The sequence below is a fragment of the Cellulosimicrobium sp. RS genome (assembly GCF_046159675.1).
GTDB classification, from domain to species: Bacteria; Actinomycetota; Actinomycetes; order Actinomycetales; family Cellulomonadaceae; genus Cellulosimicrobium; species Cellulosimicrobium funkei.
Genome location: NZ_JBJXVU010000002.1, coordinates 273,182 through 288,520, shown reverse-complemented (window position 1 = coordinate 288,520; position 15,339 = coordinate 273,182). Strand labels below are relative to the sequence as shown.

Sequence of the window (15,339 nt, the reverse complement as noted above, 5' to 3'; positions counted from 1 at the left end):
TGTTCGGCGGGAGAGGGAGCGGCGGAACGGGGGCGGGAGGGGGTCGGTCAGTCGTTCCGCTTCGACATCTGGGCGAGCATGTCGTTGTACTCCTGGAGCTCGGCGTCGCCGTCGCGGTCGGCCTGGCGGTCGCGGCGCTTGGCCTCGCGCTCGTCGGAGCGCGTCCACATGACGGCGACGACGATCGCGAGGATGAGCGTCGGCAGCTCGCCGATGCCCCACGCGACGGCGCCGCCGCGCTGCTGGTCGGCGATGGCGCTCGGGCCCCACTCGCGGCCGAGGAGGCCGAACCACTCGGGCACGAGCAGCTCCTCGCCCGAGGTGAGCGCGACGCCGAAGAACGCGTGGAACGCCATGGTCGCGAACAGCAGGAGCAGACGCTGCGGGTAGGGCGGGCGGTGCGGGCCGGGGTCGATGCCGACGAGCGCGTTCGCGAACAGGTACCCCGCGAGCGTGAAGTGCACCAGCATGACGAGGTGGCCGGCGTACGTCGTGAGCGCGTACTCGAACGCGGGCGTGTAGTAGAAGACGATCATCGAGCCGGCGAAGTTCACCGCCGCGACGATCGGGTTCGCGAAGAACTGGCCCACGCGCGACGTCACGAGGGCGAGCACCCACTCGCGCGGTCCCCGCGACCCGTCCTTGCGCGGCGGCACCGCGCGCACCAGGAGCGTCACGGGGGCGGCGAGCACGAGGAAGATCGGCACGACCATCGCGAGGATCATGTGCTGGACCATGTGCGCGCTGAACAGCACGTGGCCGTACATCGCCGGGCCGCCGGACGTGACCCAGAACAGGATGACGATCCCCAGGCACCAGGAGACGGTGCGCCCCACCGACCACGAGTCGCCGCGCCGCGCGAGACGGCGCACCCAGCGCAGGTACACGACGATCGCCGCGACGCACGCGAACGCGGGCAGCAGGTCCCAGCGCCACTCGGTGAACCAGCGGGCGAGCGTCGGCTCCGGCGGGAGCGCGTGCCCCGTCACCTGGTACGCGGCGGAGGTGTCGAGCGGCTCCTCCTGCGGCACCGGCGGGGCGGTGGACCCGAGCGCGACCGCGACGCCGGACACGGCGCCCATGATCGCGAGCTCGACCGCGACGAGGCGCCAGAACAGCCAGCGCGTGCCCTCCGCGGCCGCGGCCCGTGCGCTCGTGGACGACGACGTCCCGCCCTTCCCGGCACCGCTCGCCGGGGCGCCGTCCCCGGCCGGGCGGGCGGCCGCCGTCGGGCCGGCGAGGCGGCGCACGACGAGCTCCCGGTGCGCGAAGCCGACCGCGCCGAGGACGAGCAGGAGCGCGAGCTTGGTGAGCAGGAGGATGCCGTAGTCGGTGGTCAGCCCGGCGAGGGAGTCGACCCGGATGCTCGCGTTCGCGATGCCCGAGACGGCGACGGCGACGTAGCACCACAGCGCGATCGCGGAGTACCGCGCGACGGACGACGCGAAGTCCGCGCGGCCCAGGCCACCGCGCACGCGCACGACGGCGAGCGTCCCGAGCCCGCCGACCCACAGCGCGGCGCCGGCCAGGTGCAGGAACATCGAGGAGACGGCGAGCTCGTGGCTCACCGCGCCGGCCGCGTGGCCGGTGTTGGCCTGCATCGCGAGGGCGACGAGGGCGAGGGCCGCGGTCCACATCGCCCCGGTCGCGCTGCGCACGGCGAGCGCGACGGCGGACGTCAGGGCCGCGACGACGACGATCGCGAGGTAGTTCCGGCCGAGGCTGACCTGCGAGACGAAGAGGCCGAGCTGGTCGCCGAACGTCGGGTTGGTGACCGGCGTGCTCGAGATGGAGGAGTAGCGCAGCACGACCTGCAGGACGGTGAGCACCGCCCACGTGGCCGACGCCGCCCCCGCGACGCCGAGCGCCTTGCGCACGGGCGTCCCGGCGGGCAGCACGCACGCCGCGAGGACGAGCGAGCCGAGCGTGAGCGCGACGGCGAGCTCGGTGAGCACCGTGACGACCGGGGTGCCGAGGCGCGCGAGGGCGCCCGGGTCCGGGAACCCGGCGGGGACGGTGAACGCGGCCGAGAACGCGCCGGCGGCGAGCACGGCGACGACCGCGACGACGACGGCGAACGGCCCGGCGACGACGAGCCACCACGGGTTCGCGGGTCGGGCGTCCGAGGGCGCGCGGCGCAGGGCAGTGGTGGTCACCCCACCAGGGTATCGACCGCGCGGGCCCCTCCGGTCACGGCTCAGGGCCGGGACAGGCGGGCCATCCCGTAGACCTTCGTCGCGCGCACGCGCAGCACCTGGCGGCGGTCCGCGACCATGGCGCGCCGGAACTCCTCCCAGTCCGGGTGCTCGCCCCCGGTGGCCGCGCGATAGGTCGCGACGAGCTCGTCGGCGGCGGCGTCGTGGGGGTCGAGCGTGACGGCGCTCAGCTCGGCGTCGCCCTCGACGACGGCGTAGCCCGCGAAGTCCTCCGCGCTCACGTGGAGCGAGACGCGCGGGTCGCGCGCCGCGTTGCGGGTCTTCGCGCGGTCGGCGGTGACGGAGACGCGCGCGAGCCCGTCCTCCGGGTCCCAGACGTAGAGCACGTTGGAGAGCTGGGGCCGCCCGTCCTTCTTCACGGTCGCGAGGACGCCCTGGCGGCGCGCGGCGACGAGGTCGAGGAGCGCGGGGTCCCCGAGCGGGGCGCGCGGCGCGCGGCCGGGGACGTCGCGGGCGGTGTCACGGGAGATGTCACGGGCGTCGGTGCTCATGCCGGGGCAACCGTCGCGGGCTCGCGGGGCATTCCCGGCGCGCCGCACGTGGGGACCTCTCCCCACCCGGACCTGTGGACGACGCCCGGTCCGGCGGGGTCCGCGCTGGCATACTGGGCCGGGTTCGCCGGGGGCTCGCGAGGCTCCGTCCGCCCTCCGGCCGCGCACGGGACCACACCACCCGCACCACCCGGAGGACGACCGATGGCCGCAGGGCACGGCAGCATCTCGACGCAGGACCTCGACCGCGCGAGCCACCTGCTCAAGCGCGTCGGCCAGGTCTTCGACCAGCGCGTCGTCGGGCAGGAGGCTCTGCGCACCGCGCTCGTGAGCACGCTGCTCGCGGGCGGGCACATCCTGCTCGAGTCGGTCCCGGGCCTCGCCAAGACGACCGCGGCGCAGACGCTCGCCGCGGCGGTCGACGGCTCGTTCCACCGCATCCAGTGCACGCCGGACCTCATGCCGAACGACATCGTCGGCACGCAGATCTTCAACTACGCGACCGGCCAGTTCACGACCCAGCTCGGCCCGGTGCACGCGAACGTCGTCCTGCTCGACGAGATCAACCGCTCGTCGGCCAAGACGCAGTCGGCGATGCTCGAGGCGATGCAGGAGAAGCAGACGTCGATCGGCGGCGAGAACTACGCGCTCCCCGACCCGTTCATGGTGCTCGCGACGCAGAACCCCATCGAGGAGGAGGGCACGTACGTGCTCCCCGAGGCCCAGATGGACCGCTTCCTCATGAAGGAGGTGCTCACGTACCCGACGCCGCCGCAGGAGCTCGAGATCCTCCAGCGCATCGCGACCGGGCAGATGACGCGCCCCCTCACGGCACAGCCGATCTCGCTCGACGACGTGCGCTTCCTGCGTGGTCTCGTCGACGACGTGTACGTGGACGACTCGATCAAGCGCTACGTCGTCGACCTCATCAACACGACGCGGTTCTCGGGCCCCCGCCCGGTGCCGGGCCTGGAGCGCCACGTGCGCGTGGGCGCGTCGCCGCGCGGCGGCATCGCGCTCATGCGCGTGGGCCAGGCGCTCGCGATCCTCGCGGGCCGGGCGTACGTCATCCCGGACGACATCAAGGCGGTGCGGTACTCGGTGCTGCGCCACCGCCTCGTGCGCACGTTCGACGCGCTCGCCAACAACGTGCCGCCGGAGCAGCTCGTGGACGCGGTGTTCGACGCCGTCCCCACGCCCTGACCGGTCCGCCCACCGTCCCGAGAGAGCACCACGTGCCCGACGTCTCCCGTCTCGCCCAGGTCCGGGCCCGGCTCGACCTGCCGGTCGCGCGCCGGGCGTCCGGCCTGCTCGAGGGCCGGCACCGCTCGGTGTTCAAGGGGCACGGGCAGGACTTCGACGACCTGCACCTGTACGCGCCGGGCGAGGACGTCGGCGACATCGACTGGAAGTCCTCGGCGCGCGCCGGGCTGCCGATCATCCGCCGGTTCGTGCGCGAGTCGAACCTCAACCTCGTGCTCGTCGTGGACACGGGGCGCACCATGGGCGCGACGGCGCCGAGCGGGGAGACGAAGGCGGAGATCGCGAGCTTCTGCTGCGCGCTCGTCGCCTACCTCGCCCGCGACCGGGGCGACCGCGTCGCGCTCGTCGCGGGCGACGCCGAGCGCCTGGTCCAGCTCCCGCCGCGCGCGAGCACGCGCGACCTCGAGGTGCTGCTGCGCACCGTGGAGGGGCTGTGGCGCCCGGACGCTCCCGGGAGCGACCTGTCCCGTCCGCTCGACCGCGCGCAGACGGCGTTCCGGCGCCGCTCGCTCGTGGTCGTCGTCACCGACGAGGCCCGCCCCGCCGCCGAGCACGAGCAGCTCCTGCGCTCGCTGCGCGTGCGCCACGAGGTGATGGTCGTGCAGGTCGCGGACCTGTCGCCGGTGGGCGCCGGGGTCGGGGAGGTGGCCGACGTCGACGGCACGCTGCGCCTGCCGCCGTTCCTGCGCGGGCGGGCCGCGCTCGCGGCGCCCGCCGCCGAGGCGCTGGCCGCGCGGCGCTCCGAGGTGGCCGAGCGGCTGCGCGCCCTCCAGGTCGAGGGCGTGCTCGTCGAGGGGTCCGACGATGTCCTGCAACGGTTCGTCGAGCTCCTGGGGAGGCAGAAGCGTGCCCGTCGATGAGCTCGTCGACCCCGTCGGCTACTCGGGGTGGTGGACGGCCCTGGGGATCGTCCTGGTCCTCGCGGCCGCCGCGGTCGTGTTCCTCGTGATCTGGCTGACGCGCGCGAGCGCGGAGGAGAAGAACGCCCCGCGTCCCGCGCCGCTGCTCCCCACCGGCCCGCACGACCCGTACGCGTCGCTGCGCGCGGAGTACGAGCGGCGTCTCGACGCCGTCGCCGAGCGGTTCCGCGCGGGCGAGCTCGACGAGCGCACCCTGCACCTCGCCCTCTCGGCGGAGATGCGCGGCTTCGCGACCGGTCGGCTCGGCCAGGACGCGTCGTCCATGACGCTCTCGGAGATCCAGCAGCTCGCCGAGGCCGGGCGGCTCACGCAGCTCATCGCGCGCTACTACCGGCCGTCGTTCGCGGACCACGACAACGACCCGGCGGCGCGCTCGACGGACGGCGAGGACTCGATCGACCGCGCCCGGGCGGTAGTGCGCGGATGGTGAATCGCTCCGTCGCGGCGAGCACCGCCGTCGTCCCGGGGCCGCAGGGCCCGTCGATCCTGTGGCCGTGGCTGTGGGTCGTCCTCGTCGTCGCGGTGCTCGCGGCGGCGGCGGTGGCGTGGTGGCTCGCGCGGCGGCGCCGGTCGCGCGACGCGGACGACGCCGTGCTCTGGGTCGCGAACTCCGACTACCTCGCGCGCGTCCCGGCGTTCGCCGCGTGGGTGCGCCGCTACCGCGTGCTGCAGGGCCTCACCGCGGCGGGGCTGCTCGTGGCGGTCGTCGGGGCGGGCGCGGTCGCGGCCCGCCCGGTGGAGACGGACGTCGTCGTCGACCGCCTCGGCACGCGCGACATCGTGCTGTGCCTCGACGTGTCGGGCTCGATGATCGAGTACGACGGCGCGGTGCTCAAGGTGTTCCAGGAGCTCGTGGACAACTTCGAGGGCGAGCGGATCGCGCTGTCGATCTTCAACTCGTCGTCGCGCACGGTCTTCCCGCTCACGGACGACTACACGCTCGTCCAGGAGGAGCTCCAGGCCGGGATCGCCGCGCTCGACCAAGACCCGGCGACGTTCGACTACACGGGCGGCACCGACGACGCGGAGATCCTCGAGTACGCGCAGTTCACGGCGGGCACGACGGCGAACCTCTCGGGCGCGAGCCTCATCGGCGACGGGCTCGCGAGCTGCGCGCTCCAGTTCGACGCGGAGGACACCGAGCGCTCGCGCTCGATCATCCTGGCGACGGACAACTACGTCTCCGGCGAGCCGATCTACACGCTCCCGCAGGCGGCGGACCTGGTCGCGTCGCGCGACATCACGCTGCACGGCATCTTCGGCGGGTCCCAGCGCTACGAGGGCACGCCCGAGGAGACCGAGTACCGCGAGACCGTCGAGTCGGGCGGCGGCCTGTACTTCCTCGCGGACGACCCGGCCGCGGTGCAGGGCATGGTCGACGACGTCGTCGCGCAGCAGGCCGTCGAGCTCGACGCGTCCCCCGAGGTGGTCGTCACGGACCGGCCCGCGGGCTGGTTCCTCGTCGCGGTCCTCGGCGTCGCGCTGCTGCTCGTCGTCGCGTGGCGGGTGAAGGAGTGACGCGCCGATGAACCTCGCCGGACTCACGTTCCAGCCGCTCGTGCCCCTGTGGGCGCTGGCGCTGCTCGTGCTGCCGCTGCTCGGCCTCGCCGGGTGGCAGGCGGTCGTGGCCGGGCGCCCGGGGCCCGACGGCGCCCCGCGCCCGGGCGCCCCGCGCGCGGCCTGGGTGCGCCGCGCCGGGGTGGTCGTGCTGCTCGGGATCATCGGGATCGCGCCGTCGGTCGCGTCGACGGACCGCGACACGTCGGTCGCGAACGTCGACATGTTCTTCGTCGTCGACCGCACGGGGTCGATGGCGGCCGAGGACTACGGGCCCGAGGGCGGTCAGGAGCGCCTCGACGGCGTGCGGCACGACATCACGAGCCTCACGGAGGCGATCCCCGGGGCGCGGTACTCGATCATCTCGTTCGACTCGCAGGCGTCGCGCCAGCTCCCGCTGACGACGGACGCGCGCGCGATCACGTCCTGGGCCGACACGTTCCACCGCGAGATCACGCGGTACTCGCAGGGGTCCCTCACGGACCGGCCGCTCGACGAGCTGCGGTCGGCGCTCGAGGGCTCGGCGGAGCAGCACCCGGCCAACGTGCGGCTCGTCTTCTTCCTCACCGACGGCGAGCAGACGGCCGAGGGCGAGCCGCGGTCGTTCGCCGACCTCGCGCCGCTCGTCGACGGCGGAGCGGTGCTGGGCTACGGGACCGCCGAGGGAGGCCGCATGAAGGAGTACGACCCGGACGTGGACCCCGAGGACGCGGAGTACCTCGTCGACTGGTCGAAGCCGAGCGACGGCGGCGAGCCCGTCGAGGCGCTGTCCGTGCTGGACGAGGCGACGCTCACCGCGCTCGCCGACCAGCTCGGCGTGCCGTACGTGCACCGGCAGGAGCCGTCGGAGACGGCGTCGCTCGTCGCGGGCGTCGACCCGCAGCAGGTGGCAGCGGACGGACGCCGCGACGTCACGGCGTACCGGCCGGTCGTGTGGCCGTTCGCCCTCGCGCTCGTGACGCTGCTCGGCGTCGAGGCGTGGTTCTGGGCGCGCTCGGCGAGCCGCTCGCTCGTCCGCCCGACGGCACGCGACCGGGCGGAGGTGCGCCGATGACCTGGACCCCTCCCCCGGCACCCCCGCCCGGCGCCCGCGCGCCCCGGCCCACCGGCGCGGCCGCCCTGCGTGCGGCGCGGCTGCGGCGGCGCCGGTGGTGGCTCCTCGGGACCCTGCCCGTCGTGCTCGTGCTCCTCGTGCTGGGGTTCACGCTCGCCCTGCGCGCCCCGGTCGCCTCGCTCGCGAAGGACCGCTACGACGCCGGCGACACCGAGGGCGCGGCGAGCACGTACGGCCTCCAGCGGACGCTCAACCTCGTCGAGCCGTGGAAGGCGCACTACAACCACGGGACGGCGCTCGCGCGGACCGAGGACTCGTGGTCGCTGTACGACGCGATCCGATCCCTCGACCGTGCCTACGACCTCGCGGAGAATTCGTCTCCCGAGGAACGGTGCATGATCCAGACCAACCTGTCGCTGACGTACGAGATCCAGGGCGACGGCGACATGGCCTACGCCGACCGCAAGGCGGCGGAGCTCGCCCTCGTCGAGGAGGCGATCGCCGCCCGCGACGCGGGCCTGCCGTACGACGAGGGGGTGCTCGACCCGTACGGGGACGGCACCGAGCCCGACCCGGCGGAGCTGCGCCAGGACGTCCAGGACTGGTACGAGTACGCCGAGCAGGAGTACGCGACGGCCGAGCAGATCCGCGGCTGGCCCGACTGCGGGGAGTCCGAGCAGACCCCCGAGCAGCAGGAGCAGGACGCGGCCGCGCAGCAGCGTCTCCAGGACAAGCAGCAGGAGGCGCAGGACTCGCAGCCCGAGAACCAGGACGGTGGCGACACCTCGGAGGGCGAGGGCGACGGCTCCGAGGGCGACGAGCAGTCGGACGCCTCGGGCGGCGACGGCGCGCAGGGCGAGGACCAGCAGAGCCAGGCCGAGCGCGAGGAGCAGCAGCGCCAGGAGCAGCTCGAGCAGCAGGGCTCCGAGGCGCGCGACGAGCAGGAGCGCCTCGAGCAGGAGTACCGCGACCTCTACGGGGACCAGCCGGGCACCGGCAGCGACCCGGGCGACAGCACCGGGGGCGGCACCAAGAACTGGTGAGCCCCGGCTGCGCCGCGGCCGATCCGCCGTCGTCCGCCGGCCGCTCCGACGTCCGCCTGCTCACCTCGTCGGCCGGTGGAGCGGGACGCGTCGCAGGGGTGCCCAGCCTGCGAGACGACGGGCACGACCCGAGGACGCGCCGGCGGCTCGCCCGTACCCTCGGCGACCGTGACCACACCCGAGGACCTGCCCGTCCTGCGCGCGCTCCACTCGACGCCGTCGCGCCGCTACCTCTCGCCCGACCCGGTGCCCGACGGCGTGCTCGACGCGATCCTCGACGCCGCGGTCCGCGGGCCCAGCGGGGGCAACCGGCAGCGGTGGGGGTGGGTCGTCGTGCGGGACCCCGCGACGAAGGCGCAGATCGCCGCCTGGTACCGCGAGGGGTGGCGAGCGGCGTACGGGGACCGCCGGGACGCCGTCCTCGGTGCCGCGACCGGCGACGCCGGCGTGAGCGAGGCGGGCTTCCGCGCCGTCGAGCACCTGGCGCTGCACCTGGAGGAGGCTCCGGTGTGGGTCGTGCCGGTGCTGCGGGACGCGGCGCGCTCGGCCGACCCCCGGCTCGGGGCCTCGATCTACGGCGCGGTGCAGAACCTCGTCCTCGCGGCCCGGGCCTACGGGATCGGGACGACGCTCACGACCTTCCACACCGTCCGGGAGCGCGACGTCGCCGCGCTGCTCGGCCTGCCCGACGACGCGCTGACGATGGGCCTGCTCCCCCTCGGGTACCCGACCCGGGGCCGCTGGTCCGAGCCGCGGCGGCGCCCGCTCGCGGAGGTCGTGCACCGGGACCGGTGGCACGGCTGAGCGCGCCGGGAAGAGGCCACCGTCCGGACGCGTTCGCCCCGGAGGACACGCACGGCCGGACGGCCGCGACGACGGCACGGCACCCGGGCGACCGGGCGAGGAGGAGCAGCATGACCGCGACGAGCACGGGGCCCGGCACCACCGGCGTCGACGACCCGGCCCTGGACAACCCGTCGTGGAGCGCGCTCACCGGCGCGCACGCGCACCTCGCCGAGGGCGGCGACCTGGCGCGACGCTACCCGGCCGACGTCTCCCCGATCACGGGCGTGCGCTCGTGGACCGACCCGGGCGTGTGGGACGCGATCGCCGCGCTCGTCGGCCCGGGCGGGCACTTCTCGGCGCCGCCGGTCGGGGTCGAGCCGCCGCACGGCTGGACGGTCGAGGCCCGCGTCGAGGGCGTCCAGCTCGTCGAGACCGAGCACCTCGTCACCCGACCCGACCCGGAGGCGGTCGTGCTCGGCGCGGACGACGTCCCGGAGATGCTCGCGCTCGTCGAGCGCAGCCGACCGGGTCCTTTCGAGGCCCGGACCTACCTCCTCGGCCGGTACGTCGGGTTCCGCGACGACGACGGCCGCCTCGTCGCCATGGCGGGCGAGCGCCTGCGGCCCGCGGGGTGGACCGAGATCAGCGCCGTGACGACCGACCCCGACCACCGCGGGCGCGGCCTCGCCTCGCGCCTGGTGCGCGACGTCGCGTTCCACGTCCAGGAGCGGGGCGACCGCGCGTTCCTGCACGCCGCGGCGCAGAACGTCGGCGCGATCGGCGTCTACGAGCGGCTCGGGTTCGCCCTGCGCCACCGTCCGACGTTCGGCTCGCTGCGCGCGCCGGGCTGACGGCCTCGTCGCCGGGCCCGCCCCACGCTCCTGCCACGCGGCCCCGCGGCCGATCGGACGCTCGGCGCGGTGCGGCTCAGTCCTCGATCCCCTCGACGAGCAGCGTGCGGGGGCCGGGGCCCTCGTCGGCGAGCGCGTCGTCGGGGTTGACGAGGACGCACCGGCGCAGCGAGAGGCACCCGCAGCCGATGCAGTCCGTGAGGTGGTCGCGCAGGCGCGTGAGCTGCTCGATGCGCGCGTCGAGGTCGGCGTGCCACCCGGCCGAGAGCCGGTGCCAGTCCTTGGCCGTGGGCGTGCGGTCGCCGGGGAGCGTCGCGAGTGCGGCGCGGATGCGGGCGAGCGGGATGCCGACGCGCTGCGACGCGCGCACGAACGCGACGCGGCGCAGCGTCTCGCGCGTGAAGCGCCGCTGGTTGCCGGGCGTCCGACGGCTCGTGATGAGCCCCTCGCGCTCGTAGAAGTGCAGCGCGGACACGGCGACGCCGCTGCGCGCCGCGAGCTGGCCGACGGTGAGCTCGTCGCTCGGGGACGGGGCGGCGTCGGGCACTGCGGTTCCTCCACGCGGTCGGGTGCAGCGGCGACGCGGCGCGCACGGCCGGCCGCCGGTCGGCACGGGTACTTGACCTGAACAATTGTTGAGGTTCGAGACTAGCAGGGCGGCGCGGCCGCGAGGCCGCACGACCCCTGGCACGACCCCGATCCCGACCCCGAGGAGCACCCGTGGACGCCATCCGCCTGCACGCGTTCGGACCACCCGAGAACCTCGTGCTGGACCAGCTCCCCGACCCGGTCCCCGGCCCCGGCCAGGTACGCGTCGCCGTGCGCGCGCACGGCGTCCACCTGCTCGACACGACGCTGCGCCGCGGCGAGGTCGCGGGACCGCTCCCGCTGCCCGCCCTGCCCACGGTCCCCGGGCGCGAGGTCGCCGGGGTGGTGGACGTCGTCGGGCCGGGCGTCGACGCCGCGTGGCGCGGGCGACGCGTCACGGCCCACCTCGGCGCCACGCCCGACGGCGGCGGGTACGCCCGCCTGGCCGTCGTGCCCGTCGAGGCGCTGCACCGCATCCCCGACCACGTCACCGCGCCCGACGCGCTGGCCATGATCGGCACCGGTCGGACCGCCGTCGGCATCCTCGACCTCGCGGAGCTCGCCGCGACGGACACCGTCGTCGTCACCGCCGCGGCCGGCGGGCTCGGCACGCTGCTCGTGCAGAGCGCGCTCGCGGTGGGAGCGCGCGTCGTCGCGCTCGCCGGCAGCCCGGAGAAGATCGCCCTCGTGCGGTCGCTCGCCGGGGAGGCGCAGGAGGACCGCCTCGTCGCCGTCGACTACCGGGCCGACGGCTGGCTCGACGAGGCGGCGACCGCCGTCGGGCAGCACGCCCCGGAGGGCGCGACCGTGCTCCTCGACGGCGTCGGCGGCGACGCGGGCACCGACGCCGCGAGCCTCGTCGCGCCGACCGGCCGCCTCGTGCTCTACGGCTGGGCGTCGGGGGCGCCGAACCGGGCCGGTGACGTCGACCACCCGGGCGGGAAAACGGGGGCCGACGGCGGCGCGCCGGACGTACGGTGGGCGGTGGGACCCCGGGCCCGACCCTGGGGAGACCTGTCCGCGCTGCAGGAGCGCGCGCTCGCGCTCGCGGCGGACGGGACGTGGCGGGTCGTCACGCACCAGATCCCCCTCGCGGAGGCCGCGCGCGCCCACCGCGAGCTCGAAGCGCGCGCCACCACCGGAAAGGTCGTTCTCGTATGACGGCGGACCCCCGCACCGACGCCGACGCACCGGCGTACGGCTCCCCCGCGCCCGGCGCGGGCGAGACCGGCACGGGAGGCGTCGGCGTGCCCGAGACCGGCCCCGCGACCAGCCCCACCGAGGCGGGCACGCTCTCGCCCGGGACGCAGCGCACGGTGCTGTTCGGCATGGTCGCGTTCGTGTTCCTCGGCGCGTTCGAGGCGCTCGCCGTCGCGACCGCCATGCCGACGGTCGCCGTCGAGCTCGACGGCCTCACGCTGTACACGCTCGCGTTCGCCGCGTCGCTCGCGTCGAGCGTCGTCGGCATGGTGGCGTCCGGCCGCTGGAGCGACCGCGCCGGCCCGACCACCCCGCTGTGGACCGGCATCGGCCTCTTTCTCGCCGGGCTGCTCGTCGCCGGGCTCGCGCAGGACATGCTCGTGCTCGTCGCGGGCCGCGTGCTCCAGGGCGTCGGGACGGGCCTGTACATCGTCGCGCTGTACGTGCTCGTCGCGCGCGTCTTCCCCACCGACCGGCGTCCGAAGGTCTTCGCCGCGTTCGCGGCGGCCTGGGTGATCCCGTCGATCGTCGGGCCCGCCATCGCCGGGCTCGTGGTCGAGCACGTCGGGTGGCGCTGGGTGTTCCTCGCCGTCCCGGTCCTCGCGGTGCCCGCGCTGTTCCTCATGCGCCCGGGCATGCGCGCGGCCCGCGGCTCGGCCCCCGAGCCCGCCCCGGCGTCCGCCCCGCTGTCGGGGGACCGGCCCGACGACGCCGAGCCGCCGCTCGACCGGACCGCGCGCCAGGCGTCGCTCACCTGGGCGGTCGTCGCCGCCGTCGGGATCGGGGCGCTCAACTACGCGGGCCAGCTGCGCGGGGTCGGGCTCGCGGCCCTGCTCGTCGCCTCGCTCGCCGCCGTCGCGCTCGCCGTCCCGCGCCTGCTCCCCCGCGGCACGACCCGCGCGGCCCGCGGCCTGCCGAGCGTCATCGCGATCCGCGGCCTCGTCGCGGCCGCGTTCACCGGCGCCGAGGTGCTGCTCCCGCTCCTGCTGTCGCACGAGCGCGGCCTCTCGCCGTCGCTCGCGGGCGCCGTGCTCACGTTCGGCGCCGTCGGCTGGTCGACGGGGTCGTGGCTCCGCGGCCGGGCGACGTGGGGCCTCCAGCACGCGGGCTACGTGCGACTCGGCGGGACGCTCGTCGCGCTCGGGATCGGTGGCGCCGCGCTGCTCGCGTGGACGGCGGTGCCGCCCGTCGTCGGGATGGTCGCGTGGACCCTCGCGGGGCTCGGCATGGGCATGACGCACCCGACGCTCTCCGTGCTCACGCTCGAGCTCTCGCCCGTCGCCGAGCAGGGCGCGAACTCGTCCGCGCTCCAGGTGTCCGACGCCGTCGCCGCGGCGACCGCGCTCGCCGTCACGGGGTCGCTCCTGTGGGCCCTGCACCCCACGCTCGGCCTGGCGTCGTACGTCGTGTGCTTCGGCGTCACGGTGCTGCTCGCGGCGGGCGTCGCCCTCCTCGCGCCCCGCACCCGCCCGGTCCTCAGGGCGTAGGGCGCAGCCCGGCCGCGGCGTCCCCATAGCGGTCGAGCACGATCGCGGTGAGCCGCGGGTCGGGCGCGAGCGGGCCGGTCACGACGTCGGCGCCCGCCTCCAGCACCCGGTCGTAGAAGAAGCCGGGCGCGAGGAGGTAGGCCGCGACGACGACGCGCCCGCCCGGGGCGAGGCCCGCGCGGGCGGCGGCGACGGCGTCGGGCACCGTGGGCGTCGCCATGGCGCCGTAGCCGACGGAGACCGGGCCGGGGACGCGCTCGCGCAGCCCCGCGGCGAGCTCCGCGACGTCGCGCGCGGCGCCCGGGCGGCTCGACCCGGCGGCGGCGATCACGACGGCGTCGCCGTCGCGCAGGCCGGCCTCCGCGAGCCGCTCGGCGAGCAGGTCCACGAGGCGCGGGTCGGGGCCGAGCGGCCCCGACGCGGCGGCCGCCCCGGTGCCGGGGCCGCGGTCCTCGACGGCCGCGGCGACGTCCACGCTCACGTGGAACCCGGCGGAGAGCAGGAGCGGGACCACCACCGCGGCGCCCGGGGCCCCGCCGTCGGACGGCGCGACGACCGCCGCCACGACGTCCGCCACCTCGGGCTGCTGCACGTCGACGAACGCCTCCCGGACGTCGAGGTCAGGACGGGCAGCGCGCACGTCGTCCAGGAGGGCGCGGATCACCGCACGCCCCGCGAGGTCGTTCGTGCCGTGGGAGCAGCCGACGAGCACCGGCGCGGCGGCACGCCGCCCGGCCGTGGCGCCGGCGACGGCGTCGAGGGAGGTGGGGCTGTCCGCGCTCATGCGAGCTCCAATCGGTATCCGCGCTTGACGACGGTCCTGACCAGGTCCCGGCGACCGGTGGCCTCGCGCAGGCGCGCGACCGCGACCTCGGCCGCGTGGGGGTCGCGCGAGTCGCCGGGCAGGACGTCGAGCACGTCGTCGCGGGTGACGACCTCGCCGCGGCGCGCGGCGAGGAGGCGCAGCACCTCAAGGCTGCTGGGCGACAGGGGCAGCACCTCGCCGTCGAGGACGGCGACGCGCGAGCGGATCTGCAGCGTCCCGGCGACGGTCGCGAGGGCGACGGTCTCGGCCTGCTCGTAGTGCGCGACGAGCGTCCGCACGAGCGCGCCGAGCCGTCCGCGCTCGGGCTGCAGCGGCGTGACGCCGCGGTGCTCGAGCGGTCGCGCGGTGACGGGCCCGACGGCGGCCGCGACCATCGAACCGTCCTGGAACCTCGACACGACGAGCCGCCCGACGCCGTGCTCCTCGGCGGCGCTCAGCCACGCCTCGGCGCCGGGCGCGGAGGTGAAGACGACCGCGTCGATCTCCCCGACGGCCGCGGCCTCGACGGACGCGCGCAACGCTTCCGGGTCGGGCGGCGGTCCCCACCGGTAGACGACGAGGCTCGCGACCTCGGCGCCGGCCTCCGCGAACACGACGTCGAGCCCGTCGGCACCGGCGCCGTGGTGCTGCACGGCGATGCGCAGCCCGGCGACGCCCTCGCCGAGCAGCACGTCGGCGATCTCCGCCGACGTCTCGGACTCGGCGACCCAGTCGGCGGTGAGGCCTGCGGCCTGGATCGCGCCGCGCGCCTTGGGCCCGCGCGCGACGATCCGCGCGTCGGCCAGCACCTCGAGCAGGCGGTCGGCGAGGCCGTGCGCGTCGGCGGCCTCGACCCAGGACCGGAAGCCGATCCCGGTCGTCACGACGACGACGTCCGGCGGTCGCTCGACGAGGTCGCGCGTCCCCGCGAGGAGCTGCTCGTCGTCGGCGTGCGGGATCATGCTCAGCGCGGGCGCGTGGCGGACCTCGGCGCCCCGGCGCTGGAGGGCGGCGGCGAGCTCGCTCTTGCGGCGGTCGGCCGTGACGAGCACGGTGCAGCCGGCCATGACCTGGCCGA

At 76.0% G+C, this 15,339-nt stretch carries 15 protein-coding genes; 10 read left to right on the top strand and 5 right to left on the bottom strand.

The features are described 5' to 3' along the window. Nucleotides 1-47: 47 nt before the first annotated feature. Together ACI769_RS04470 and ACI769_RS04465 are read right to left on the bottom strand one after the other, a co-directional pair. Nucleotides 48-2,156, bottom strand: a complete 2,109-nt coding sequence (locus ACI769_RS04470) for a cytochrome c oxidase assembly protein (protein WP_085386741.1) — start codon at nucleotides 2,154-2,156, stop codon at nucleotides 48-50. Between the two features lie 41 nt (nucleotides 2,157-2,197). Then, entirely contained in the window at nucleotides 2,198-2,707 is a 510-nt protein-coding gene (locus ACI769_RS04465; RefSeq protein ID WP_085386742.1) for a PPOX class F420-dependent oxidoreductase, read from the bottom strand. A gap of 204 nt (nucleotides 2,708-2,911) precedes the next feature. Here ACI769_RS04465 and ACI769_RS04460 point away from each other — a divergent pair, with 204 nt between their 5' ends. The 8 genes from ACI769_RS04460 to ACI769_RS04425 all read left to right on the top strand — a co-directional run bounded on the left by ACI769_RS04460 (nucleotide 2,912) and on the right by ACI769_RS04425 (nucleotide 10,181). Then, on the top strand, nucleotides 2,912-3,910 hold the full coding sequence (locus ACI769_RS04460; protein WP_043659061.1) for a MoxR family ATPase: 999 nt from the start codon (nucleotides 2,912-2,914) through the stop codon (nucleotides 3,908-3,910). A 32-nt stretch (nucleotides 3,911-3,942) separates the two neighbouring features. Continuing rightward, nucleotides 3,943-4,830 (top strand): DUF58 domain-containing protein, encoded by an 888-nt coding sequence (locus ACI769_RS04455; RefSeq protein WP_085386743.1) that lies wholly within the window; start codon nucleotides 3,943-3,945, stop codon nucleotides 4,828-4,830. Beyond that, on the top strand, nucleotides 4,817-5,320 hold the full coding sequence (locus tag ACI769_RS04450; protein WP_034654434.1) for a hypothetical protein: 504 nt from the start codon (nucleotides 4,817-4,819) through the stop codon (nucleotides 5,318-5,320). The genes ACI769_RS04455 and ACI769_RS04450 overlap by 14 nt, the downstream gene beginning before the upstream one ends. Further along, on the top strand, nucleotides 5,314-6,408 hold the full coding sequence (locus ACI769_RS04445; protein ID WP_085386744.1) for a VWA domain-containing protein: 1,095 nt from the start codon (nucleotides 5,314-5,316) through the stop codon (nucleotides 6,406-6,408). Before ACI769_RS04450 ends, ACI769_RS04445 begins: the two co-directional genes overlap by 7 nt. Before the next feature lie 7 nt (nucleotides 6,409-6,415). Further along, a complete protein-coding gene (locus tag ACI769_RS04440) occupies nucleotides 6,416-7,501 on the top strand; it encodes a VWA domain-containing protein (protein ID WP_085386745.1) in 1,086 nt (361 codons plus the stop codon). Beyond that, nucleotides 7,498-8,544: a hypothetical protein gene (locus ACI769_RS04435; protein ID WP_137279870.1), complete on the top strand. Its 1,047-nt coding sequence runs from the start codon at nucleotides 7,498-7,500 to the stop codon at nucleotides 8,542-8,544. Before ACI769_RS04440 ends, ACI769_RS04435 begins: the two co-directional genes overlap by 4 nt. 168 nt (nucleotides 8,545-8,712) lie before the next feature. After that, the gene (locus ACI769_RS04430) at nucleotides 8,713-9,348 is read left to right on the top strand and encodes a nitroreductase family protein (RefSeq protein WP_085386747.1); all 636 of its coding nucleotides are present in this window, start codon (nucleotides 8,713-8,715) and stop codon (nucleotides 9,346-9,348) included. Between the two features lie 110 nt (nucleotides 9,349-9,458). Then, complete coding sequence (locus ACI769_RS04425; RefSeq protein WP_085386748.1) at nucleotides 9,459-10,181, top strand: GNAT family N-acetyltransferase; 723 nt, start codon at nucleotides 9,459-9,461, stop codon at nucleotides 10,179-10,181. A gap of 76 nt (nucleotides 10,182-10,257) precedes the next feature. Here the strand turns inward: ACI769_RS04425 and soxR are convergent, their stop codons facing one another. After that, the gene (soxR, locus tag ACI769_RS04420) at nucleotides 10,258-10,728 is read right to left on the bottom strand and encodes a redox-sensitive transcriptional activator SoxR (protein WP_043659223.1); all 471 of its coding nucleotides are present in this window, start codon (nucleotides 10,726-10,728) and stop codon (nucleotides 10,258-10,260) included. A gap of 173 nt (nucleotides 10,729-10,901) precedes the next feature. On the opposite strand from soxR, the gene ACI769_RS04415 reads away from it, so the two are divergent. Both ACI769_RS04415 and ACI769_RS04410 read left to right on the top strand, forming a co-directional pair. After that, a complete protein-coding gene (locus tag ACI769_RS04415) occupies nucleotides 10,902-11,930 on the top strand; it encodes an alcohol dehydrogenase catalytic domain-containing protein (protein WP_085386749.1) in 1,029 nt (342 codons plus the stop codon). Next, nucleotides 11,927-13,456 carry an MFS transporter gene (locus ACI769_RS04410; protein WP_085386750.1) on the top strand — a complete coding sequence of 510 codons (1,530 nt, stop codon included), beginning with the start codon at nucleotides 11,927-11,929 and terminating at the stop codon, nucleotides 13,454-13,456. Before ACI769_RS04415 ends, ACI769_RS04410 begins: the two co-directional genes overlap by 4 nt. On the opposite strand, the gene ACI769_RS04405 is transcribed toward ACI769_RS04410, so the two are convergent. Then, complete coding sequence (locus ACI769_RS04405) at nucleotides 13,446-14,240, bottom strand: sirohydrochlorin chelatase (protein ID WP_085386751.1); 795 nt, start codon at nucleotides 14,238-14,240, stop codon at nucleotides 13,446-13,448. The two genes, ACI769_RS04410 and ACI769_RS04405, sit on opposite strands and share 11 nt — an antisense overlap. Then, complete coding sequence (locus ACI769_RS04400; RefSeq protein ID WP_034653096.1) at nucleotides 14,237-15,328, bottom strand: uroporphyrinogen-III synthase; 1,092 nt, start codon at nucleotides 15,326-15,328, stop codon at nucleotides 14,237-14,239. Before ACI769_RS04400 ends, ACI769_RS04405 begins: the two co-directional genes overlap by 4 nt. Nucleotides 15,329-15,339 lie beyond the last annotated feature (11 nt).